The organism is Francisella orientalis FNO12 (assembly GCF_001042525.2).
In the GTDB taxonomy this organism is placed as follows: Bacteria; Pseudomonadota; Gammaproteobacteria; order Francisellales; family Francisellaceae; genus Francisella; species Francisella orientalis.
Map to the genome: position 1 here is coordinate 829,574 of NZ_CP011921.2, position 20,266 is coordinate 849,839.

Sequence of the window (20,266 nt, forward strand, 5' to 3'; positions counted from 1 at the left end):
TAATCGTGTAATTATAAAGTTATTTTTATCTATGATAAAGTATATAAAGTTATTTTTATCTATGATAAAGTATATAAAGTTATTTTTATCTATGATAAAGTAGAATTATTAGCAGTGTAGCTTGAGTGGAGTTAGAAAAATGAAAATAAATTTAAAAGATATCAACCTTGAAGTATTTAAGCCAGGAATTTCTAAAAAGTTATTAGCTAAAGATGATTCAAGAAACTTTCAAATAGATTTTATTAGATTAGAGCCAAATGCAAAATTAAGCCAACATAGTCATCCAGATGTTGAATGGGTATATGTTATAGAGGGTTCTATGTGTGATGAAAGTGGAGAGTTCAGCAAGGGTGATTTTTTTATCAATCCTATTAACTCACAACACTCCGTTGTTTCAGGAGCTAATGGTTGTGATATTTTATGTTGTTGGTGTGGCGAAATTAAAGATTGTTAATATGATTTAAAACTTTTTGGAAAACTTCTTCGATAGATAGGTTGCTGGTATCAACTAAAATAGCATCAGCAGCAGGCTTCAAAGGAGCTACTTTTCTATTTCTGTCTTGTAAATCTCTTTGCTCGATATCATTTTTGATTTTAGCAAAATCAGGGTTTTCACCTTTTGTTAGTAACTCATCATATCTTCTTTGGGCTCTAACTTCTGAGCTAGCATCTAAGAAGAATTTGTATTTAGCATCAGGGAAAACAACTGTACCCATATCTCTACCATCTGCTACAAGTCCAGCGTCAGTTGCAAAAGAGAGCATTTTATCATGTAACATTTGGCGTACTTTTGGATATGCAGAAGTTTTTGATGCTAGCATACCAGTTTGTTCGGTACGGATAGCTTTAGTCACATTAGCATTATTTAGAAGGACTATTATAGAATCATTTTTGACTTTAAACGATATGTCTAGTGATTCAAGCTTACTACAAACATCATTTTCACTATCTAGATTAGCACCAGCATTATAGCAGTGTAATGCCGCTATTCTATATATTGCGCCACTATCCAAAAGCTTATAGTCAAAGTACTTTGCTAATTTTTTTGATAATGTTCCTTTACCGACACCACTTAGTCCATCTACAGTTATTATCTTAGAGTTGTTCATTCTCAAAGCCTTGCATAAATTGTACTAATTTTTCAACATCTTCTAGACTAACAGCATTATAAAGACTAGCTCTACAGCCACCGACACTTCGATGTCCTTTTAAGCCATAAAAACCAGCTTTACTAGCTTCACTTAGAAATTTATCAGTTAGTTCCTCATTTGATAAATGGAATATGACATTCATGTTAGAACGATATTCTAGCTTGATATCATTTTTGAAAATTTTTGAATTATCAATAGCTGAGTAGAGTAGATTTGCTTTTTGGTTACTAAAAGTTTCTACATTTTTCAAATTTTCAAATTTGTTAATTAAATATTCTAGTGTCAACTCGAAAGTAACCCATGAGATAACAGAAGGAGTGTTGTAAACGGAATTTGATTTTTTGGTAACTAGATAGTCAAATACCACTGGAATATTATCCTTGGCGTTGATTAAAGAATCTTTGACTATAACTATAGTCAAACCAGGTATACCAGCATTTTTCTGCGCACCAGCATATATCAAACCGTAATCACTAATATTGATAGGCTTTGATAGAAAGCTTGAGGACATATCGCAGACTATCTCAGTGTTGCAAGATTTGGCAAGTTTGTTAATCTGAAAACCATCTACTGTCTCATTATCTGTGTAATATATATAGTCGTATGTGTAAGCTTGGAAACTTTGAGCAATATTATCATCATATTTCACAGCATCTACAGACGTAAATTTAGCAGCTTCTTGAGCAGCTTTTTCTGACCATTGCCCACTACATACATATAATGCTCTATCATACTTATCCGCTAAATTCATAGGTATAGCAGCAAATTGTGCCGTAGCACCGGCTTGCATTAGAAGCACAGGGTAGTTATCCGGAATGTTAAGTAAACTTCTCAGATTTTTTTGAATAGAGGCATGTACTTCATCAAAAACTTTATCACGATGTGAAATAGATAATAAAGATACGCCTGTATTTTTATAATCAACCATCATTTGTTGTAACTGTTTTATTATAGATGTAGGCACAACAGCAGGGCCCGCACAAAAATTAATTTTCATAATCTAAACAAACCTCTAATAATTTGAGCTTATTGTAACATAATTATTTTTACATAAATGATATGTTTTTAGTTGTAAACACTATTTAATCCAATCTCTCGGCTTTATATATTCATATACTTTTTCTTCTTCAGAACCAGGCTCAGGTTGCCAATTATACTTCCAAGTAGCCATAGGTGGCATTGATGATAGTATTGATTCTGTGCGTCCACCACTTTGAAGGCCAAATATAGTACCTCTATCGAAGACTAGATTAAATTCGACATATCTACCACGACGGTAAAGTTGAAAATCTTTATGCTTTTGTGAATATTCGATATTTTTTCTTTTTTCTACTATTGGTATATAAGCATCTAAGTATGAATTTGCACAATCAGTCACAAATTTGAAACATTCATCAAAAGATTTGTCATTTAAATCATCAAAAAATAACCCTCCAACGCCTCTACATTCATCACGATGTTTGAGATAAAAGTATTCATCACACCATTTTTTGAAACTAGGATAGTAGCTAGCATCATGTTTATCGCAAATATTTTTTGCAGTTTGGTGCCAATGAATAGCATCTTCCTCAAAAGGGTAATATGGAGTCAAATCAAAACCACCACCAAACCACCATATATGATTATCTGTATCTGCACCAGCAACAAAGATTCTAAAGTTAGCATGAGATGTTGGCACAAAAGGATTGCGAGGATGAATAACTAGTGAAACACCCGTCGCAATAAATGATTTACCAGCAAGTTCTTGTTTCATTACTGTAGCTGATGGTGGTAAAGCATCTCCGTGAACTCTAGAGAATGCAACGACGCCTTTTTCAAAGATTTCACCACCCTCTATAATCATAGAATTACCATAGCCTTTGAGTTTTTGTTCAGGAGTATCTGGCTTTTGCCATTTATCACTAATGAATTTAGCCGAGCTAGTCTCAGATTGCTCAAGAGTAGATGTGATTTTTTGTTGTAGTTGAGTTAAAAAGTTCTCAAATTGTGTGATTTTTTCTTGCATAAGAAGTTATAGCCTTTTATGTTGAGAATTTATATCTTAAAAGAAATATTTAAGTATATGTTATTTTAACAGTAGGAGTATAAAATTGCTTGTAAAAAAATGATTTGAATTTTGATTGTTTAGTATAAGAAGTCAAATTTTACTTTTTGCTTTTTTACGAGCTATTTCTTTTGCTTGTTGTTTTCGTTGTTTATTTAAATTTGCTAGTTTTTTGGCATCATCACCAACATGTGAAAATCCTCTTTCAGCAGCTAGTTGAGATTGTTTTTCACGTTCTGCAAAGCGTGCTTTTTGCTCTTCTGTAACTTTATCATAACAATGATGACAGCTTATACCTTTGACATACTCTAGGCGTTTTTTGTCCTCTTCGGTGATAGGCATACGACAAGCAAAGCATTGATCATAGCTACCTTTCTCAAGATCATGATTTACAGCTACTCTTGAGTCAAATACAAAACATTCACCTTCCCACATGGATTCTTCTTTTGGTACTTCTTCTAGATATTTTAAGATACCACCTTTTAGGTGATAAACCTCATCAAAACCTTTAGCTTTCATTAAAGATGTAGATTTTTCACATCTAATACCGCCAGTACAAAACATGGCTACTTTTTTGTGCTTTTTAGGGTCTAAGTTTTTGTCGACATATTCCGGAAACTCTCTAAAAGTCTCTGTACTTGGATTGATAGCATTTTTGAATGTACCTATTTCGATCTCATAATCATTACGAGTATCTACAAGTATAGTTTCTGGATCTGATATGAGAGCATTCCAATCTTTAGGCTCTACATACTTTCCACAGACTTTATTTGGATCAATCTCTTCGACACCAAGAGTTACAATCTCTTTTTTAAGTTTTACTTTTGAACGATAGAAAGGCATTTCTTGATGATAAGACTCTTTGTAGTCAATATCAGCTAGTCTAGAGTCAGATTTTAGATATGCTAATAAAGTATCTACACCTTCACGAGATCCTGCTACTGTACCATTAATACCTTCATTAGCGAGAAGTAGTGTACCTTTGACATTATTTTTTATCATAGTATCAAGCAGAGGCTGGCGCATAGCTTCATAATCTTCAAGTGTTACAAATTTGTACATTGCGCAAACAACTATTTGTGACATATTTATTCCTAGAAATTCATAATTAATATAATTAAAGATTTGCTATTATAACAAATATTACAATTTTTGTTAGAATGAGTTAATAATTGTGTCATCTCATAAATATAGTATTTGGCTAATACCAGCACAGAAATATCTCTTAGTTCTAGCTAGATGTATCAACTATAATTCTTATATTGCTAGGCAACCATCATTTATACCTCATTTAACATTATTTAGCTTTGCTAAAAATATTGTTGAAGATTTTGGGTATTGGGCAAGCCAGCTTGATTATGAGAATATCTCATTAGATATTGATAGTATAGCTATAGGTAGAGATTCTTATTTTATGAATTATTATCTCAAGTTATCAAAAACTATACAGCTAGATAATCTTTTTGCTAGAGTAAGAAAATTAGATATAGAAAGTGAGTATAATTTAGATCCTCATGTTAGCTTAGTGTATGGTGCTACTAATCATGACAAGCTTTTGGAATATCAATTTTCTAAAAAAATCATCTTTGACAAAATAGCCATAATCAAATATCTCCCAGCAGATACTACAACAACAGTCATGAGTTTTGAGATAGTTAAATCATATAAACTCTTAAATTTGTAGTTTAATAGTTTTACTTTATGATTAGATGTTTTATTATTTTGAGACTATTTTATTATATTTAATCGTTTTTTATGTTTTTTAAAAATCTTACTGCATTCAAAATTACTGATATTAATATAGATATTTTTGAAGATTCGATGAATAAGCTCGCATTTATTCCTTGTAGTAATTCTCAGAAGTCTTCGAGAGGTTTTACAAATCCATTTATAAAAGATGAACAATGCCTTTTTAAGTTTAATCATTTAGCTGTATTTTGTTTACTTACTGAAGAAAAGATTCTTCCTGCTCAAGTTATCAACCAACAAGCACAAGAATATATTCAAGAGTTAGAGCTTGCTAGATATGTAAGTAAAAAAGAAAAAACACAAATAAAAGAAGATATGGAGCAAAAGCTACTACCTCTAGCATTTAGTAAGTTTAGAAAGGTTCATGGCTATTTGGATCTGACTAATAATTATCTAATAATTGATAGTGTTTTAGAAAAGCAGATTACAGAAGTTTTAGATCTATTACATAGATGTGAAGCAAGGTTTGAGCCTGTCATCAAAGAAGAGACAGATATTCTAACAGAATGGCTTGTCGAAGATACTTATCCAGTAGATATTGAAATAGCAGAAAAATGTAAGCTAACAAGTGCTATAGGAGATAGTATGGCAAATATCTCATGTCAAGGTAGTTCGATGTTGAATGATAATATCAAATCATTTATTGATAGTGGAGGGTACATTACAGAGCTAGCTATAACTTGGAAAGAGCAGCTTGCTATGACAGCAAATACTAAGCTACAGTTCAAAAGTATCAAATTCTTAGATGGTATAAAAGATCTAAATAAAGAAGATAATGTTGGTCATGAAGTTGATTTATTGCTAATGGCAGATATTTTTGCTGAGCTTATTACAGCTATGCAAAGTTGGATCAAAGAAGATGAGAGTTTGTAAATATGACATTAAATGATAATCAATTAAAAGCATAAGAATATGGTCTAGCACATCACCTGAGTTTAAAAGAAGGGTGCAAAATTTTTTTAGAAAAAGATTTTTTGAAAGTTCAGCTGACTGAAAATGACGCTACGATAGAAAAAATATTCAAATATGATAATACTAAAGCAGGCTTAGTAGCATTGCTAAAAAGTGATGAAGTGAAAAATTTATTAGGTTTTGATTTTTCAAATTTGATATCGATTATGTGTATTTGATAACCATAGTTAATTTTGAATTAAAGTTGAAAAAATAACACTAGCTCTTGATGTTATTTTTAGTTATCATTTTTGTTAGATTCTTTTAAAAAATGTAAACTTAGTTATGGCCAAAATATATGATAATCGCCCAGCTGATTGGGATGATAAGGATGAATCAGGAGCGAAGAGCTAAAGTAGTGTATCAGAGTATAAAAGTGACAAAGTCCAAAAGAATGTAGTTAATGATAATAGTATAGTTCAAGAGGACTATGCAGGATCTCAAAAGAAGAAACTACTATCATCAAACGAAGTTCGAGAGACTAGTAAGGGTAATATTACAACAACCTATGAAGATGATACTAAGCTAACCTAACAGTCAAAGACAGCCAAAGAATCTTATCATTCAAAAGATTTTAAAAGTGAAATCAAAAAAGAAAAAATAGTAACAAAGACAGCTAATAAAACAGAAAATATAATAGCAGATAGTACGACTATTAGTACTAATAAACTTACAGAGACTAGCTCTGGTAAACATACTATCATAGCTACTAAGAATATTAATATCAAATCAAGCCAAGATCTCAGCAGAGAAGTTAGATGTTAAAGGCGCTAGTTTTGGCATGAATGCAAAAAAGCATACAGAGAAAGCACCATTTAAGCATGTCAAAGCAGAAGATGTTAAATATAATGTAAGTGAGAAGCTAATGATGAATGCTGATATCAGTAAGTCATCATTTAAGCTACAGAATTATCAAACCAAACAAGCGGAATACAAACATCTAGATGATGTTGCAGATGATGTTTATTATATATGTGAGGTTATATATAGCCCTAAGTTATCAAAGCTATATTTTGTACCTACAAATTTGGTTAGAGAAGTATTTAACTCACAACAAAAGTATTTGAATAAATCAAAGACAAACTCAGTATATAAATATAACTATGGTAAACGCCAAGTAGCAAATAGATTTGATACAAGTCCAGATTTAGAACAAGTATTATTATCAAGTAGAGATTATATCCATATAAGCTTTGTAAGAGCTAGTATGTGTATGTTAGATCAATCAGTAGTTAGTAATCCAAATATAGTAGCACTAGATTTTAGTAAGGCTAAATTAGATAGTAATACATCATTAATAAATTGGGGAGCTATAAACTCGGATTTGGACTCTAAAGTAAAAGGCTTGGGATATAAGGCAGGCTATAAGTTTGCAAATCAAGATGCAGTAGATAATGGAGTTAAGTATTTATAGAGCTTATCAGAGAGCAATATAAATAGATGGTTGGATATAGGCAAGACATATCAAGCTAGTTTGCTCTATATGGGTTTACTAATGGCAGGTAGATATAATTTCAAACAGATATCAGAGAAACAAGCAAGACTACCGTATAAACCAGATGTGATAACAGATATTGACTATGATAATGAGATAGCTATAGCATATAAATCATATTAGCATGAAATAGATGAAGATTATGGAGTGTTTGATTTGGTTACTATAGAGGAATATGTAGATAGTGAGATACTATTATCACAGACAGCGAAAGTAGTTATCAAAAATAATAAATATGTCTTAGAGGGAGATAATCATAATAAATACCCTACAGATAAAGATAATCAAATAAAAGAAGGGTTATTATTGTGGAGTAGGACAGTTAGTATAAAGCATGATAAAAAGATAGATAAGTTGAGATTAGGTAGACTTAAAATAAGTGATATCAAGAAGCAGACATTAGCAAAACCCTATCAGATAGATTATAAAGATGATAAATGGTTAGTATATGCTGATTCGAGTATCTATTGTCTATACATAATCATGATTTGGAGTATCCAACTGGAGATGTTTTGATATTTGAAGCTAGTGTGGATGAGCATTACACATTAGAGAAGTTTTATTATTATCAATTAGCTAGGGCTCAATTTGAGTTAGATGAAAAATAGTTGCTAAAGACACAAAACAAAAGCTAAGTCGTAGAGGATGTTATGAATCCTTATTAGATACTTATGAGCAATCATCAGATGAGAAAATGAAAAGCTATTTAGAAAGTACTAGTAGAATGTCATTGGTTACCAAAAAATTATAAGCTTAAGTTAACAAGCTATGGGGTTAAACTAAAAGAATAAAGTTAGGATAGTTTTATATATGAAAAGAGTAGAATGGTTCTCTGGACTGACCGTTTCTCAGCAGCACTTTCAATTACAAGATACTCTTTTTGAATCGGCTCAGCAAGAGTTGGTTAGAGGTGGTAGACACTGTTACGGTCTTAAAAATATTGAAGTAGATGAAGCTAAACTAGAACAAGGAATTATTTCAATTACGAAATGTGAGGCTATTTTACCTGATGGTACAATAATAAATATACCAGATGTTGATGGTGATGAAATCTCATTACAACTTGATGAAACTTGTATTAATAAAACCGTATATTTAGCAATATCACCTATTCCCAAAAATGCACGTCTATTTTCTGAAACTAAACTAAGTGCGACTACAGAGCGATACTATATGTCAAAGCAGACTGTAAGTGATGCAATGATGGGCGCTGAAAAATCAATAGAGTTATCTGTACTAAAATTAAATATGTATTTAATTATAGATACTTCTAATTTTCAAAAATTCATTTTATTACCAGTAGCTAAATAAGTTCAGTTAGTTCTAATAAAACGGTATTGCTGGATAAGGCTTATATTCCACCATTACTAAATATTTTTGCCAGTAATAGACTTATAAAGTATTTTAAAAAATGTTTTTATGTTAGCACAGCAAAGAAAAAACAGATTATGCAACGTTTTAAGAATGTCGATGAATATGGGACAGCAGGTCTTATTGAAATGTTGTTTGTACAACTATTAAATAGATATATTCCTATTGTAGAGCATATTTATAATAGCAGTAGGGTGCATCCAGAAGAACTTTTTAAAGTTTTACTACAATTTAGTTCAGAGTTACGAACCTTTACTCATGAAGATAAAGGATATAATGAATATATTAAATATAAACATGAAAATCTTACAGAAATTTTCTCTACATTATCTGAAGACTTAAAAAAAGCAGTTGCATGTGTTTTTGAGGAGAGATCTATTAGAATTCCTCTTAGTTATTTTGAGAAATATGCGTTGTATATTGCAAATGTGGAGAGTATTGATTTAACAAATATTTCAGAGTGGAGTTTTGTTATAGCATGTAAAACTGAAATGCCAAAAGATTAGCTTGCTCTTACATTCCCGAAAATTATTAAAATAGCATCAAAAAGTCAGATATCAAATGTTGTATCAAAACAGTTATCGGGTATTAAAGTAGTATCAATGGCTTCTTCACCAAAACAAATACCATTTATGTCTGACTATGTTTATTTTGAGCTAGACAAAAATTCAGATTTTTGGAAATCTATATATGAATCAAAGATTATGTCTATATATCTAACAAGAAAATTTTCGCAAATTGATATACAACTATGGGCAACTAAGAGGTAAGTATTATTATGTATACCAATAATGATGATGAAGTAACGCAGCGTAATTTTGGAGAAGTAAAACAAGAGCAAGTTAGAGAAATAACTAGTGAGAGTTTATTTCAAAAGGTCTCGAAACAGGAGTACATGTTTGGTTCAAATAACCTTATGAGACATGCTAGTGAGATCTTTGCTACACATTATCAAGTGATTAATCATTCTATAGACTTTAGTGTTGATAAATTAAAAATGATTTTATCAGATGGGTTGACTAAGTTTACTATTAGGTGTCAGCAAGATGGTATAGGTGATAATCTTCTTAAAAGTGCTAAGTATATTTTATGTGCATTTATTGATGAGGCAATTTTAGCTACAGAATATGGGCAAAATATACATTGGTCTCAGCAATCTATGTTAGGTAGTAATTTTAATGAGTCATGGGGTGGAGAAACATTCTTTAAAATTAGACTATTTTGCTTAGATAATATTTCTGAATATATAGAAGTGTTTGAGCTTATTTATATATGTTTATGTCTTGGATTTAAAGGACAGTTTTCTAGTAAAACAAATGGAAAGCTTATGTTAGATAGGCTTAAAAGAGAATCATATGATGTTATATGTCAATATAGAGATTTACATGATGATGCCTCTATCGCAAAACACTGGCAGACAGATTATGAGCCTAAAGCCCCTATAAAATATAAGCATACTTTTTCTATATTTTTTGGAGTTATTTTAGCTATACTTTTAGTTATATATAGGTCTTTCATTTTTTATAAATCAAGCAGAACAACCTGTTTTGAAAGATATTGATAATACTAAAAATCAGCTTATATCATCATATGAATCATCACCACTTGTCGCGACTGTTTCTAAAGATATAGTCAACGAATAACAAGGTATTTGGAGATAGATCTATATGACTAATCTTTTTAGAAAAATTCCTTTAGCTTTGAGTAAGTTTATAAGAACTCGATAGTTCTTATTTCTTGTTGTGTTTTGTGTTATTTTATTATTGATTTGGCTATTTATACCTGGTGTTTCATTATTCGGATTTTCCATTTTAAAATCCACAAATGCTAAGCTGTTCACAACACTACTTCTTATAGTAGTTATATTAATATATGTATTACATAAGAAAAATCTATTAAGCTTTTCATCTTTCGTTGTATTTCTTGAAAAAGAAAGAATAAAAAAACTAAAGCTCTTAATTTAACAAGTTATAGGGTAAGAGAAGAGTTAAAAAAAACTATCTTTATTACTAAAGAAAAGAAAAAAATAAGTAAGATTAATACTCCGGTATATACTATTCTTGGAGATAATAAGGAATGTATAGAAGCTCTTATGAGGCATACTTCTAAGAGTAGTATTACAAATGACTCTATATCAGTTGTAGATAAATTTAATAGTTCAGAGTTATCGTGGAATATATCTGTAGATAAAGCACTAATAGCGTTGTTTAATCTCAAAAACTTTTATGGACTATTTCAACATATTTATGCAATGGATAAGCACTATCCTATTAATTGTATTATTTATGCTATTAGTTTAGATAAGATTTTTGAATCAAAAGATGCTATATCCTCATATCAAAAGAAAATCCAAACAGAAATTTTTGAGCTAAGAAAATATTTAGAAAAAATAAATAAAAAATTCTATATTTAAATACCTGTATATGTTGCTTTTACAGGTATGGAAGTTATATATGGATTTGAAGATTATTTTTCTGTAGCTTCAGATAAGTTCAAATATGATCCATTCGAAATTACTCTAGCTGAGAGTGAATCAATTAGCTTTAGACGAATAAGAGAAAAATTCCAAGAATTTTTTGATAGTCTGAATGAAAATATTATTGTTAAATGTGATAATACACAATCTACGGAGAAAGTAATTAATATTATCACTTTCTCTAAACAAGTACTTTTTTGCTTAGATACTATAGAATCTAGTCTAGATAGATTTTTTGATAATAAGATACAAGAGCAAATATTAGTCAGAGGTTTTTATTTTGTTAGTTATAAAAACTCTGATATATGCTTTGATTTTATGCGAATGCAAAGCCTAAATAAAGCAAAAAAATCAATGGATCAAAGAGTATATTTCTTAGATAATCTATTTTAAAAAATTATCTTAAAAGAAGTCTATAATTTTGGTGAAAATACTACTTATATTAAAAAGTTAAAGTATAGAGACTATAGTAAATCTGCAGCTTTACTATCATGCGGTTTTATATTGTCGTTTGTTTGGATTAAAAGTTCTTTATCTTACATAAATTTATTTAATAGTCTAGATTCTAAATATAACAAAGCTTTACATTCTAATATAGGTGCTAATAATGCCGCAATTGAATTTGCTAAACAAATAAATTATGAACATGATCTTTCATTATATGGACTATATTACAATAAGGCTCTTATTACGGATATATTTAAAATATATCAAAGACTTGTACAAATTAAGTTTTTACCAGATTTACAGAGTGATATAGAGAAGCAACTTAGACAAGCAATCAAAGAGATACCTAAAGATAATACTGCTAATTCAAAACAAATTGAGCATTTAAATATGTGGTTAGCTACATATTTAATATTAGTAAATAAAGAGCATTTTAATGAAGCTTTTTTTACTAGAAATATTCATGCTATGTGGAAAAAACAGAAAATATCGGCTCAGGATCTTTCTGATAAGGAAGAATTATAAAAGCTATTATTATTTCTAGCTTTCCAGATACTATTAAATTAAATAAGTCTTTATTATTTGAGGCTAGAAATATCTTAAGATCAAGCTCAACCTATGTTTTAGCATATCAAATGTTAAAAGATAAAGCATTAATAGATAGTGAAGAGTATATTTTGTTAGGAGATTCTGGAGACTTAAATGCAAGCTTAGTATTTGATAATAAAGTGGTCAAATTGCCAGCTCTTTACACCAAAAAAGGCTACTATAATATTTATCTCAAAAATCAGGTTGAATACTTAAAACAAGCTGCGAAAAGTATGTGGGTTTTATCAGAAGAAGATAGTCTTGATAAATTATCTCTAGTTTCTTTAAAATCTAATATGGATATTTTGTATTGGAATGATTATTTAGAAGTATGGAATAAAGCATTAGATGATATTAATATCCAAAGAACTACGAGTATTAGTACACTTATAAAGATCCTAAATAGTTTAACTGTAGAAAATAATTCGATCATATTAGTGCTTAAAAAGATTACACAAAATACTAATTTTATAAGTGTAGAAGATATATCTAGTAAAGTTGGACTAAGTAGTAATAATAGAAATATAGTAACCTCAAGTTATAGAGGACTCATTAAGTCACTTGCAGAATATAAAAAGTCTTAAGCTAGTGAAGGCGATTCATCTAAAGGCTCTGGAACTATATCTATGATAGCAAGTAAATTGGGCGATATTCGAAAATTTTCTTGTGGTTATATCGTTATCTAGCTAACCTGATTTAGATGCATTTTTATTAGTACAAAATAAAAAGGACTCAGCTATATTCAAAAACCTGTCAAGTTTATGGGAGATGTGAAATAATGCTCCACAACCTGTAAAAAAATGGACATCCTAACTCGTAAATATTACGACTTGAGTTCTCAATGATATGGCAATGAAAGAAATAAATATGCGTTGGCAGAAATGGCCATTAAGTTATTATGATAGCTATTTAAAAGATAGATATCCAATAAGACTAGAGTCACGCAAAGAAAGTTCAACAAAATCTTTCATTGAATTTTTTAAAAAAGATGGTGTTATGCAAAAATTCATAAGAGAAAATATGTCATCACTTATTGAGAAGAGTTCTAATTCTAGTGGGTATGTTTGGAAAAAGTATTATGGTGAGCCATTTGCATATGATAAGAACTTTTTAGAAATGATTAATTCGTTTAATATGATAGAAAATAGGTTCTTTTCTAATGATGGGATAGGCTTTAAATTATTTTTGACGCCAGAATTTTTAGCTAAAGACTTATCGGTACTAACTATAAATTATGCGAATAAATCATATAGTTATGCTAATGGACCTCAGGAAGGTTTTATTATTGAGTGGCCAACTACTAATATTAATAAATCTCCTGTAACTATAAGCTATACATCAAAAGAGAATGAGACAAATATGATAAATTTTGATGGAGAATGGAGACTATTTAAATTTTTGGAAAAAGGAAGTATTAGCTACAATGATTAGAAGGGCGTTAATATATTTAAAATATATAATGACAAAAATATTTTAGCGGAATACATATTAAAAACCAGTAGTTTGGATGATAAGTTTAGTTTTGATACTTTTAAAAAGCTACATGTGTTTGATAACATTGATAACTCTCGTGAGGTAAATAAATGAAGCGAAATTTAGTTTCAAAAACGATAATAAGCCATATTAGTACTTTAATTATTATATGGATATTATTACCTTTTTTTAAATTATCTAGCTATGATCTTTTTGCTAGCGAGGTAGTTAAATTATTTTTGACTTGTATGTATTTTATTACCTTTTATGTAATTAAAGCGCATAAAGATTATAAGATTAATTTTAATAGTGCAGATCAAGAATATAATGGTTATCTGTCTAAGTTTTCAGAAGCTTTAAGAGAACTTATTTATTTGCGGACAAAGAACATCAGATTTTTTAGGGGACGAGGATTATATAGATCACCATGGTTTCTAACACTTGGACTATCCGGTAGTGGAAAAACCACAATAGTTAAAAATTGTAATATTCATTTTAATTCAAAATATAGTGAAACTAGTGCAAAATCAAATAAACCTACTTTTGATTGGTATAGTTCGCCAGATATAACCTTCATAGACATCAACTTTAAGTTAACAGAAGTGAATAGAGTCGAAGAAGCAAGCTTATTTGATAATGTTATAGATCTGATTAAAAAGGAATCGCCGTCTTAAGCCTTTAGATGGATTAATTCTAAATATAAATGCTGAGCGTCTTATTACCGAAACTCCAAATGAGTTAGAAAGAGACTTTAACAAGTATAAAAATATTTTAAAAAAGATATATAACAGTGGTATTAGAAATATTCCTATATATGTTTTTTTAACTAATATGGATAAATTACCTGGGTTTGTAGAATATTTTGATCCAAAGAGTTTTGATGTTACTAATAATATCTTAGGAGTAACATTACCATCCTCAAATGTTTCAGAACCACTTGATTGGTTGGATGATCAATTTAATAATATAATCAATAATATCAATGAAAAGGTTTTCTCTAGTATTAGGAAAAAGAATTCAAATATAGATAATAATAGAGCCTTTTATTTTGTTAGATATTTTTCTTATCTATGCGAAAAATTAAATTCTGTATTAGCTGATGCTATTTATGAAAATAACTACACTAAGAGTTTATATTTTAGAGGTGTTTATTTTACTGCCATTAGTACAAATAAAATACATCATTTTGATAAAGCTAGATCTGATGTCTATTTTTAAAAAAATATAATGAAAGATGTTATATTGAAAGAGGGTAGAAAAGCGACATTTATCGATAATACGGTTCATTTTTTATCAAAACATAAAAATTATGTTTATTCTGCCTCTGGTGTTACAGTTGTTGGTTTAGTTTTGTCTTGGATAACAGGATATACTCAAGCATCATATTATTTAGCGGAAGTCAAACATACAAATAATACTCTACAACCTATAATAGGAGCTCCTTTATATAGTCCAAGTTATTGGGAGCGTATCAGAAGTTAGCATATTTAGCGAAATTAAAAAATACAAAATTTGCAAGCTGGCACCATTTTGGTTTTAGTTTTCCTACATCAATAGATAAAGTTTTAAATGAGCAATATAATATTGAATTGAAAGAAGTATTTAGACCATATGTGTTGCAAGAAATTAAAAGCAATATCCAATCTTTAATAAGTAATATTGCGAATATTGGTGACAATGAAACAGTTGACAAAGCTCAGAAAATGTAGACTTTATATGCCTGGCCAATGATGTATGTAATGTTTGATAAAACACAACACATGGATACTAAATTTATAAAAGATAATTTAGATAGCTATTGAAAGAATATACAGCAATGATAGTGAGACACTAAATTCCTTAGAGGTTTATTTAGATGATCTACTTTTATTGCCAACAGATTCTTTACATAGTAAATTAGATAACTCTTTAATAGAGAAAGCGAAGAATGTATTGGGTGGCGATATTTATGTTTATAGAGCATATGAGCAGTTTAAACAAAAAAATATAGAACAAAAAGCAAATTATAGACTAGTAATAATAGGTGGTCTACAGTATGTGAATTTATTTGAAAAATCTATAAGTATTAATTACATTTATACTATAGATGGATGGCAAAATTATTCAAAAGAGAGTTTAGTAAAAGAATTAGAAATAGCTGAGAAAGACTAGTGGGTTTTTGATTCAATAGATCATAAAACTAAATTTGATGCAACTAAAGCTAAATCAAAAATATTTGATCTTTACTGGAATGATTATGAACCGTATAGGTTCATGCGTTAAAGAATATTAAATTTAGAAAGACAAAATTTCAACAAAAATATAATGATAGTAGAAATAATAGCTATATATCTGTTTTTGATCAAATATTCACTCAGTTAAAAACTAATTTAACTTTGGATGTAGTTTCTTCAACAAATGGCAATGATAAGAAAATGATAGCATCTTTAGTGAACTTCGTTAACAATAGATATAGAGTCGATCAGTTGAATGAGAAGATTAGTTTGCTCGAAAAATTAGTCATGATAATGAGTGGTAATTCAAATACAAATCAAGAGCAAGCTTTTGTGGTATCTGAATTGATAGCTACAAATAAACAGGACTCTTTAATAGGACTAAAAGAAATGGTTAAAGAGTTGCCTACATCAATGACATTTTTAGTTGATAGTTATTTAAGTAGTTTTACTTATAGTATGTTTGATGCAGGCGCTATTTATGATACAGATTTATGGAATAATAAGCTTTCACAGTTTTGTTCAAGTAATTTGGCATCAAATTATCCTTTTGCGAACTCAAAAGATGAGCTAGGACTAAGTGAATATAAAGAGCTTATGTCTAAATCTAGTGACTTGATGAATTATATAAATAATAATGTTTTACCATTTGTTATAAAAGATAAATCCGGTTTATTGACCATCAAAGAAATTAATGGTGTGAAGTTTCCTTTTGATAAACATTTATTCAAGCAAATCAATGTTATTTCTCAATTGAATGCATTAACAAAAAATAATAATAATTCAGCTGAAGATAAATTGAATATGACAGTAGGTTTAACACCTGTACTTCTTTCAAATGATTTATCTGGAATAGATATTATGTATGACAATAAGAAGCATGGTTATTTCAATGGCCCTCAATATCAACAAGATTTCTACTGGCCAGCAACAAATAACGATACTAATGGTACAGTACAGATAATATGGCATTATAAGAATAAAGAAGATGTTAAAAATGTTTATACTGGACCTTGGAGTTTAATAAACTTTTTATCGCATTTTGAATACAATCAAAAAGATGATACTTATACTATTAAATTTAATAAGAGTTTTGCGACATATCAAATTTCTACAAAAGGTAAAGGTAGTATAAATAGCTTAGGAAGCTTAGAAAATTTACAATGTAAGTTTTAAGAGAGAGAAATGTTAGGTTTTTTAGAAAATTATATAATCGATGTTACAAATAGTATTGAGTCTTTAGATATATCTGAAGTTCAATATAGTCAAGAATTTGAAGCTATTGAAAATGAAATACAGAAGTTACAAAATGTAGTATCTGAAACACCTGACTGGCAATTAATTATTGAAAATGGTAAGGTGTTTTAACTACTCAAGGTAAACATCTTAAAATTATCACTTATGTAATATTAGCACTATATCAGAAATATAAAGTAGGTGGACTACTTGCCGGTCTATACATATTTTCTAATATTCTGACTCAAGAAAAAGATGCTATTATGCCGTATGGGAAAAGGAAGAGATCTCGAATAAACTTGATAACATGGATGGTGAAATTCATAGCAGATTATCGAGATAGAAATCCTCAAGATTTATAATTAAAAGATTTAGATCGAATAGATCAAGCTAAACAAGATCTGATTAGTTGGTTTAATGAGTACCATACAGATGATGACAATTTAGCATTATTACAAATTTATGATTGGTTTCTTAATGCAAAGAAAACTTTAGAGAATGAAAAAAGAGTTCAAGAGCAGAAAACAGTATTAGCTCAAAAAGAGCAAAAAAGGCTAAAGCAAGAACAAGAAGCTTTGGCATTGCAACAGAGACAAGAGTAAGAAGACAGAGATTTAGCCAAGACACAATCTATTGAAAATGAAATAGAAGAGCAGGATTCTAGTGTTAAAGATTTAGCAATAGACGATTTTGCTAGTGTTAAAGAGTATGCTAGATCTGAATTGCTTGATAGATTAGCTTTTTGTAAAGATAATCAAGATGATTTATTTACATTGCTAGTCCAATCTAGAAAAATCTTGTGGAATACTATTTATTATAATGACTTGTATGAAGAAATCATAGAAACTAGTACTTCACCTGATTTAGCAGAATTAAATCAGATATTATGTATTTCTGATCCTATTTTTAAATTAGCTATGAAATTGAAATCATATAGCATTTTCACAGCTTATAATCAAAACATTGTTTTTTTGAAGTGGATTATTAAATTTAGAAATTTTGTACTATGAAAAAGAAATATAATATATACTTTGAATATTATTTATAATATACCTAATTATTTTTTTGATGAAAATTAGTAAGAATGATTTGTATGAGGCTTTCTAAATTTATTTTTAAACTGAAAAGTTTTAAATATGCTGATGCTTTGTTATTGAACATTAATGATAATCTCGATTTAGAGAACATGTTTTATATACCGGAAATACAAATTTCAGAGATTCTAAAGTATAAGAATGATTTTGATAGAAATAAGCGATTTTTAGCAAGAGCTTTTTTATATTCATATTTAAAGAGTAAATATTATATTGATGACTATACTATACAGATCAATAGATATGGCAAACCATTTTTAAAAAAAAATACAAGAATTGATTTTAGTATTTCTTACTCAAAAGAATATATATTAATAGCAGTAAGTGATAAATGTAAAGTTGGTGTTGATATTGAGTATATAGATGAAAATATTAGTCATAATGAACTTAAAGAAGTTATTATGCATGATAAAGAAATAATTTATTATGATCAGCTTGAAACAGATATTGATAAATTAAATTTTTTTTTAGAAGTATTTAATATAAAAGAATCTATAGTTAAAAGCATTGGTGTTGGCTTATATATGGATATCAAAAATATTTGTACATTAGATTTGATAAAATCACATAAATCTCAAGAAACATTAGTGTTGAATATTTTTGATGAAATTAAATTTGACTATAAAACAAGTTTAAAATTTTTATAAAAAATAAATAGTTATGAATAAAAAATTAATAGAAGAGGATTATCAAAGAATAGTTTACGATTGGAATAAGACGGATAATGACTATCTAAGAGACAGGACGGTTTATGAATTGTTTGAAGAGCAAGTACTTAAGAATCCTGATGCTATAGCTATAGTTTTTGAAGATCAAGAAGTTACTTATAAAGAGTTAAATGAAAGAAGTAATCAGTTAGCAAGATATATAAGAAAGCAATATAGACGAGCTACAAATCAAGAACTTAAGCCAGATACATTAATTCCTTTATGTTTAGAAAGAGGGATAGATATGGTGATAGGAATCCTTGGAGTGATGAAATCAGGAGGTGTATATGTACCGATGGATCCTGATTATCCAGCAGATCGTTTGAAACATATATTATCTAATACTAATGCTAAGCTAGTCATTACTCAAAACCACATAGAATACAGATTTAAAGAAGTAACAGATATACTACTTATATCAATTAATGAGCAAAATAGTCAAACTGTATACCAAGGTAAGAAAGCTACAAACCTTTCTCAATATAGCCAAGCTACAGATTTGGCATATGTGATATATACGTCAGGTGCAACTGGATTGCCTAAGGGAGCTTTAATATCAAATTATCAGGTGATAATAAAATTACAAAGTATAGTTGAGACATTTAATATAAAACCAGAGAATGTTTTAGGATCAAGGATTAACTATATTTTTGATCCTTTTTTAAGAGAATTATTTATTGGTTTAATAACAGGGGCTAAACTAGTTCTTTTCTCAAAAAAGGAATTAATAGACTTTTATGAAATATCTAATAAAGTTTATAAGTATAAAATTAATTATTTAATTTTTGTTGCTTCTCAGCTTGATCTGTTTGTTGACTATTTGCTTACAAATAGTAGTATGTTAGACAAAGTAAAGAGCTTATCTTTTTGATACAAGAATTAATGATGATAAATTATTAAGAATCCGAAATGAAAATTATGATGATATTATGTGTAGTCTTTTAACATATTATAAAAGTTTAAAGTATACTGACTCTCATATAAAAACACTTCTTAAAGTTAGTGAAATAGAAAATGAGTTATCAAAACAACAAATATCTGGTAAATTGATACACTCGAATATAACTTTATTCAAAGCTTTAAATGAGGATTCTTGATTTGATTATAAAGGAAAAGACAAGTTTTATAATTATATGAAATCTTTAGATGATAATAATGTGGGGCTATATGCCCAAAAGCTTAAAGTTATAAGTGTTGATGCACATCATGGAAATATTTTAGAAAACATAGACTTATTAGAATTAATACAATTATTAGAAAAATAAAAAATA

General features: G+C 28.9%; 31 protein-coding genes and 1 pseudogene. 28 read left to right on the top strand and 4 right to left on the bottom strand.

Annotated features, from left to right (window positions below; translation table 11 throughout):
* The first annotated feature begins 139 nt into the window (after positions 1-139).
* The gene (locus tag FNO12_RS04330; RefSeq protein ID WP_014715367.1) at positions 140-454 is read left to right on the top strand and encodes a cupin domain-containing protein; all 315 of its coding nucleotides are present in this window, start codon (positions 140-142) and stop codon (positions 452-454) included.
* On the opposite strand, the gene cmk is transcribed toward FNO12_RS04330, so the two are convergent.
* The 4 genes from cmk to trhO form a co-directional block, all read right to left on the bottom strand.
* Positions 441-1,109 carry a (d)CMP kinase gene (gene cmk / locus FNO12_RS04335; RefSeq protein WP_014715368.1) on the bottom strand — a complete coding sequence of 223 codons (669 nt, stop codon included), beginning with the start codon at positions 1,107-1,109 and terminating at the stop codon, positions 441-443. The genes FNO12_RS04330 and cmk overlap by 14 nt on opposite strands.
* Complete coding sequence (serC, locus tag FNO12_RS04340; protein ID WP_014715369.1) at positions 1,096-2,148, bottom strand: 3-phosphoserine/phosphohydroxythreonine transaminase; 1,053 nt, start codon at positions 2,146-2,148, stop codon at positions 1,096-1,098. The genes cmk and serC overlap by 14 nt, the downstream gene beginning before the upstream one ends.
* 81 nt (positions 2,149-2,229) lie before the next feature.
* Positions 2,230-3,156: an oxygen-dependent coproporphyrinogen oxidase gene (gene hemF, locus FNO12_RS04345; protein ID WP_014715370.1), complete on the bottom strand. Its 927-nt coding sequence runs from the start codon at positions 3,154-3,156 to the stop codon at positions 2,230-2,232.
* A 132-nt stretch (positions 3,157-3,288) separates the two neighbouring features.
* Positions 3,289-4,281, bottom strand: a complete 993-nt coding sequence (trhO, locus tag FNO12_RS04350; RefSeq protein ID WP_014715371.1) for an oxygen-dependent tRNA uridine(34) hydroxylase TrhO — start codon at positions 4,279-4,281, stop codon at positions 3,289-3,291.
* A gap of 88 nt (positions 4,282-4,369) precedes the next feature.
* On the opposite strand from trhO, the gene FNO12_RS04355 reads away from it, so the two are divergent.
* From FNO12_RS04355 to FNO12_RS10470, 27 genes and pseudogenes are all read left to right on the top strand, one after another.
* Positions 4,370-4,879 (top strand): hypothetical protein, encoded by a 510-nt coding sequence (locus tag FNO12_RS04355; RefSeq protein ID WP_014715372.1) that lies wholly within the window; start codon positions 4,370-4,372, stop codon positions 4,877-4,879.
* 71 nt (positions 4,880-4,950) lie between these two features.
* On the top strand, positions 4,951-5,817 hold the full coding sequence (rdgC, locus tag FNO12_RS04360) for a recombination-associated protein RdgC (RefSeq protein ID WP_014715373.1): 867 nt from the start codon (positions 4,951-4,953) through the stop codon (positions 5,815-5,817).
* Positions 5,818-5,873: 56 nt separating this feature from the next.
* Positions 5,874-6,074 (top strand): hypothetical protein, encoded by a 201-nt coding sequence (locus FNO12_RS10460; protein ID WP_231138842.1) that lies wholly within the window; start codon positions 5,874-5,876, stop codon positions 6,072-6,074.
* Between the two features lie 602 nt (positions 6,075-6,676).
* The gene (locus FNO12_RS04370; RefSeq protein WP_014715374.1) at positions 6,677-7,309 is read left to right on the top strand and encodes a hypothetical protein; all 633 of its coding nucleotides are present in this window, start codon (positions 6,677-6,679) and stop codon (positions 7,307-7,309) included.
* Between the two features lie 69 nt (positions 7,310-7,378).
* Positions 7,379-7,513, top strand: a complete 135-nt coding sequence (locus FNO12_RS10465; protein WP_257391683.1) for a hypothetical protein — start codon at positions 7,379-7,381, stop codon at positions 7,511-7,513.
* A gap of 33 nt (positions 7,514-7,546) precedes the next feature.
* Positions 7,547-7,906, top strand: a complete 360-nt coding sequence (locus tag FNO12_RS04375) for a hypothetical protein (protein WP_048349212.1) — start codon at positions 7,547-7,549, stop codon at positions 7,904-7,906.
* A gap of 294 nt (positions 7,907-8,200) precedes the next feature.
* The gene (tssK, locus tag FNO12_RS04380; RefSeq protein ID WP_014715376.1) at positions 8,201-8,701 is read left to right on the top strand and encodes a type VI secretion system baseplate subunit TssK; all 501 of its coding nucleotides are present in this window, start codon (positions 8,201-8,203) and stop codon (positions 8,699-8,701) included.
* A 26-nt stretch (positions 8,702-8,727) separates the two neighbouring features.
* Positions 8,728-9,531 (top strand): annotated as a pseudogene (tssK, locus tag FNO12_RS04385) (type VI secretion system baseplate subunit TssK).
* Between the two features lie 8 nt (positions 9,532-9,539).
* The gene (gene icmH, locus FNO12_RS04395; RefSeq protein ID WP_014715379.1) at positions 9,540-10,322 is read left to right on the top strand and encodes a type IVB secretion system protein IcmH/DotU; all 783 of its coding nucleotides are present in this window, start codon (positions 9,540-9,542) and stop codon (positions 10,320-10,322) included.
* Between the two features lie 531 nt (positions 10,323-10,853).
* A complete protein-coding gene (locus tag FNO12_RS04400) occupies positions 10,854-11,174 on the top strand; it encodes a hypothetical protein (RefSeq protein ID WP_014715381.1) in 321 nt (106 codons plus the stop codon).
* A gap of 27 nt (positions 11,175-11,201) precedes the next feature.
* Positions 11,202-11,630 carry a type VI secretion protein IcmF/TssM N-terminal domain-containing protein gene (locus tag FNO12_RS04405; RefSeq protein ID WP_014715382.1) on the top strand — a complete coding sequence of 143 codons (429 nt, stop codon included), beginning with the start codon at positions 11,202-11,204 and terminating at the stop codon, positions 11,628-11,630.
* 111 nt (positions 11,631-11,741) lie between these two features.
* Positions 11,742-12,209: an ImcF-related family protein gene (locus FNO12_RS04410; protein ID WP_014715383.1), complete on the top strand. Its 468-nt coding sequence runs from the start codon at positions 11,742-11,744 to the stop codon at positions 12,207-12,209.
* Between the two features lie 71 nt (positions 12,210-12,280).
* Positions 12,281-12,856, top strand: a complete 576-nt coding sequence (locus FNO12_RS04415) for an ImcF-related family protein (RefSeq protein WP_250637404.1) — start codon at positions 12,281-12,283, stop codon at positions 12,854-12,856.
* A 268-nt stretch (positions 12,857-13,124) separates the two neighbouring features.
* Positions 13,125-13,703: a type VI secretion IcmF C-terminal domain-containing protein gene (locus FNO12_RS04420; RefSeq protein ID WP_157776480.1), complete on the top strand. Its 579-nt coding sequence runs from the start codon at positions 13,125-13,127 to the stop codon at positions 13,701-13,703.
* Between the two features lie 152 nt (positions 13,704-13,855).
* Positions 13,856-14,419 (top strand): hypothetical protein, encoded by a 564-nt coding sequence (locus FNO12_RS04425; RefSeq protein ID WP_014715386.1) that lies wholly within the window; start codon positions 13,856-13,858, stop codon positions 14,417-14,419.
* A gap of 25 nt (positions 14,420-14,444) precedes the next feature.
* A complete protein-coding gene (locus FNO12_RS04430; RefSeq protein ID WP_231138843.1) occupies positions 14,445-14,963 on the top strand; it encodes a type VI secretion protein IcmF/TssM N-terminal domain-containing protein in 519 nt (172 codons plus the stop codon).
* Between the two features lie 9 nt (positions 14,964-14,972).
* Positions 14,973-15,227, top strand: a complete 255-nt coding sequence (locus tag FNO12_RS04435; protein WP_030005586.1) for a hypothetical protein — start codon at positions 14,973-14,975, stop codon at positions 15,225-15,227.
* Positions 15,206-15,454 (top strand): hypothetical protein, encoded by a 249-nt coding sequence (locus FNO12_RS04440; RefSeq protein WP_014715389.1) that lies wholly within the window; start codon positions 15,206-15,208, stop codon positions 15,452-15,454. Before FNO12_RS04435 ends, FNO12_RS04440 begins: the two co-directional genes overlap by 22 nt.
* A gap of 160 nt (positions 15,455-15,614) precedes the next feature.
* Complete coding sequence (locus FNO12_RS04445) at positions 15,615-15,896, top strand: ImcF-related family protein (RefSeq protein WP_014715390.1); 282 nt, start codon at positions 15,615-15,617, stop codon at positions 15,894-15,896.
* Positions 15,897-16,120: 224 nt separating this feature from the next.
* Positions 16,121-17,134 (top strand): type VI secretion IcmF C-terminal domain-containing protein, encoded by a 1,014-nt coding sequence (locus tag FNO12_RS04450; protein ID WP_030005587.1) that lies wholly within the window; start codon positions 16,121-16,123, stop codon positions 17,132-17,134.
* A 9-nt stretch (positions 17,135-17,143) separates the two neighbouring features.
* Positions 17,144-17,326: a hypothetical protein gene (locus FNO12_RS04455; RefSeq protein ID WP_014715392.1), complete on the top strand. Its 183-nt coding sequence runs from the start codon at positions 17,144-17,146 to the stop codon at positions 17,324-17,326.
* A 38-nt stretch (positions 17,327-17,364) separates the two neighbouring features.
* Positions 17,365-17,556, top strand: coding sequence for a hypothetical protein (locus FNO12_RS11745; protein ID WP_367888648.1), 192 nt, complete (start codon positions 17,365-17,367; stop codon positions 17,554-17,556).
* A 360-nt stretch (positions 17,557-17,916) separates the two neighbouring features.
* The gene (locus tag FNO12_RS04460) at positions 17,917-18,204 is read left to right on the top strand and encodes a hypothetical protein (RefSeq protein ID WP_014715393.1); all 288 of its coding nucleotides are present in this window, start codon (positions 17,917-17,919) and stop codon (positions 18,202-18,204) included.
* 83 nt (positions 18,205-18,287) lie between these two features.
* Positions 18,288-18,935, top strand: a complete 648-nt coding sequence (locus tag FNO12_RS04465) for a 4'-phosphopantetheinyl transferase family protein (RefSeq protein WP_014715394.1) — start codon at positions 18,288-18,290, stop codon at positions 18,933-18,935.
* A gap of 13 nt (positions 18,936-18,948) precedes the next feature.
* Entirely contained in the window at positions 18,949-19,866 is a 918-nt protein-coding gene (locus tag FNO12_RS04470; RefSeq protein ID WP_048349406.1) for an AMP-binding protein, read from the top strand.
* A gap of 58 nt (positions 19,867-19,924) precedes the next feature.
* Complete coding sequence (locus FNO12_RS09805) at positions 19,925-20,092, top strand: hypothetical protein (protein ID WP_014715396.1); 168 nt, start codon at positions 19,925-19,927, stop codon at positions 20,090-20,092.
* A gap of 36 nt (positions 20,093-20,128) precedes the next feature.
* A complete protein-coding gene (locus FNO12_RS10470; RefSeq protein ID WP_257280027.1) occupies positions 20,129-20,260 on the top strand; it encodes a hypothetical protein in 132 nt (43 codons plus the stop codon).
* The last annotated feature ends 6 nt before the right edge of the window (positions 20,261-20,266 follow it).

What these genes read in the sequence shown, in the direction of transcription:
- FNO12_RS10470 (WP_257280027.1), top strand. Translation starts at nt 20,129, where the DNA reads ATGAAATCTTTAGATGATAATAATGTGGGGCTATATGCCCAAAAGCTT.
- FNO12_RS04330 (WP_014715367.1), top strand. Translation starts at nt 140, where the DNA reads ATGAAAATAAATTTAAAAGATATCAACCTTGAAGTATTTAAGCCAGGA.
- FNO12_RS04370 (WP_014715374.1), top strand. Translation starts at nt 6,677, where the DNA reads ATGAATGCAAAAAAGCATACAGAGAAAGCACCATTTAAGCATGTCAAA.
- FNO12_RS04400 (WP_014715381.1), top strand. Translation starts at nt 10,854, where the DNA reads ATGAGGCATACTTCTAAGAGTAGTATTACAAATGACTCTATATCAGTT.
- FNO12_RS04455 (WP_014715392.1), top strand. Translation starts at nt 17,144, where the DNA reads ATGTTAGGTTTTTTAGAAAATTATATAATCGATGTTACAAATAGTATT.
- trhO (WP_014715371.1), bottom strand. Translation starts at nt 4,281, where the DNA reads ATGTCACAAATAGTTGTTTGCGCAATGTACAAATTTGTAACACTTGAA.
- rdgC (WP_014715373.1), top strand. Translation starts at nt 4,951, where the DNA reads ATGTTTTTTAAAAATCTTACTGCATTCAAAATTACTGATATTAATATA.
- icmH (WP_014715379.1), top strand. Translation starts at nt 9,540, where the DNA reads ATGTATACCAATAATGATGATGAAGTAACGCAGCGTAATTTTGGAGAA.
- FNO12_RS10465 (WP_257391683.1), top strand. Translation starts at nt 7,379, where the DNA reads ATGGGTTTACTAATGGCAGGTAGATATAATTTCAAACAGATATCAGAG.
- FNO12_RS04470 (WP_048349406.1), top strand. Translation starts at nt 18,949, where the DNA reads ATGAATAAAAAATTAATAGAAGAGGATTATCAAAGAATAGTTTACGAT.
- FNO12_RS04435 (WP_030005586.1), top strand. Translation starts at nt 14,973, where the DNA reads ATGAAAGATGTTATATTGAAAGAGGGTAGAAAAGCGACATTTATCGAT.
- FNO12_RS04425 (WP_014715386.1), top strand. Translation starts at nt 13,856, where the DNA reads ATGAAGCGAAATTTAGTTTCAAAAACGATAATAAGCCATATTAGTACT.
- FNO12_RS09805 (WP_014715396.1), top strand. Translation starts at nt 19,925, where the DNA reads ATGTGTAGTCTTTTAACATATTATAAAAGTTTAAAGTATACTGACTCT.
- tssK (WP_014715376.1), top strand. Translation starts at nt 8,201, where the DNA reads ATGAAAAGAGTAGAATGGTTCTCTGGACTGACCGTTTCTCAGCAGCAC.
- serC (WP_014715369.1), bottom strand. Translation starts at nt 2,148, where the DNA reads ATGAAAATTAATTTTTGTGCGGGCCCTGCTGTTGTGCCTACATCTATA.
- FNO12_RS04405 (WP_014715382.1), top strand. Translation starts at nt 11,202, where the DNA reads ATGGAAGTTATATATGGATTTGAAGATTATTTTTCTGTAGCTTCAGAT.
- cmk (WP_014715368.1), bottom strand. Translation starts at nt 1,109, where the DNA reads ATGAACAACTCTAAGATAATAACTGTAGATGGACTAAGTGGTGTCGGT.
- FNO12_RS04420 (WP_157776480.1), top strand. Translation starts at nt 13,125, where the DNA reads ATGAAAGAAATAAATATGCGTTGGCAGAAATGGCCATTAAGTTATTAT.
- FNO12_RS04465 (WP_014715394.1), top strand. Translation starts at nt 18,288, where the DNA reads ATGAGGCTTTCTAAATTTATTTTTAAACTGAAAAGTTTTAAATATGCT.
- hemF (WP_014715370.1), bottom strand. Translation starts at nt 3,156, where the DNA reads ATGCAAGAAAAAATCACACAATTTGAGAACTTTTTAACTCAACTACAA.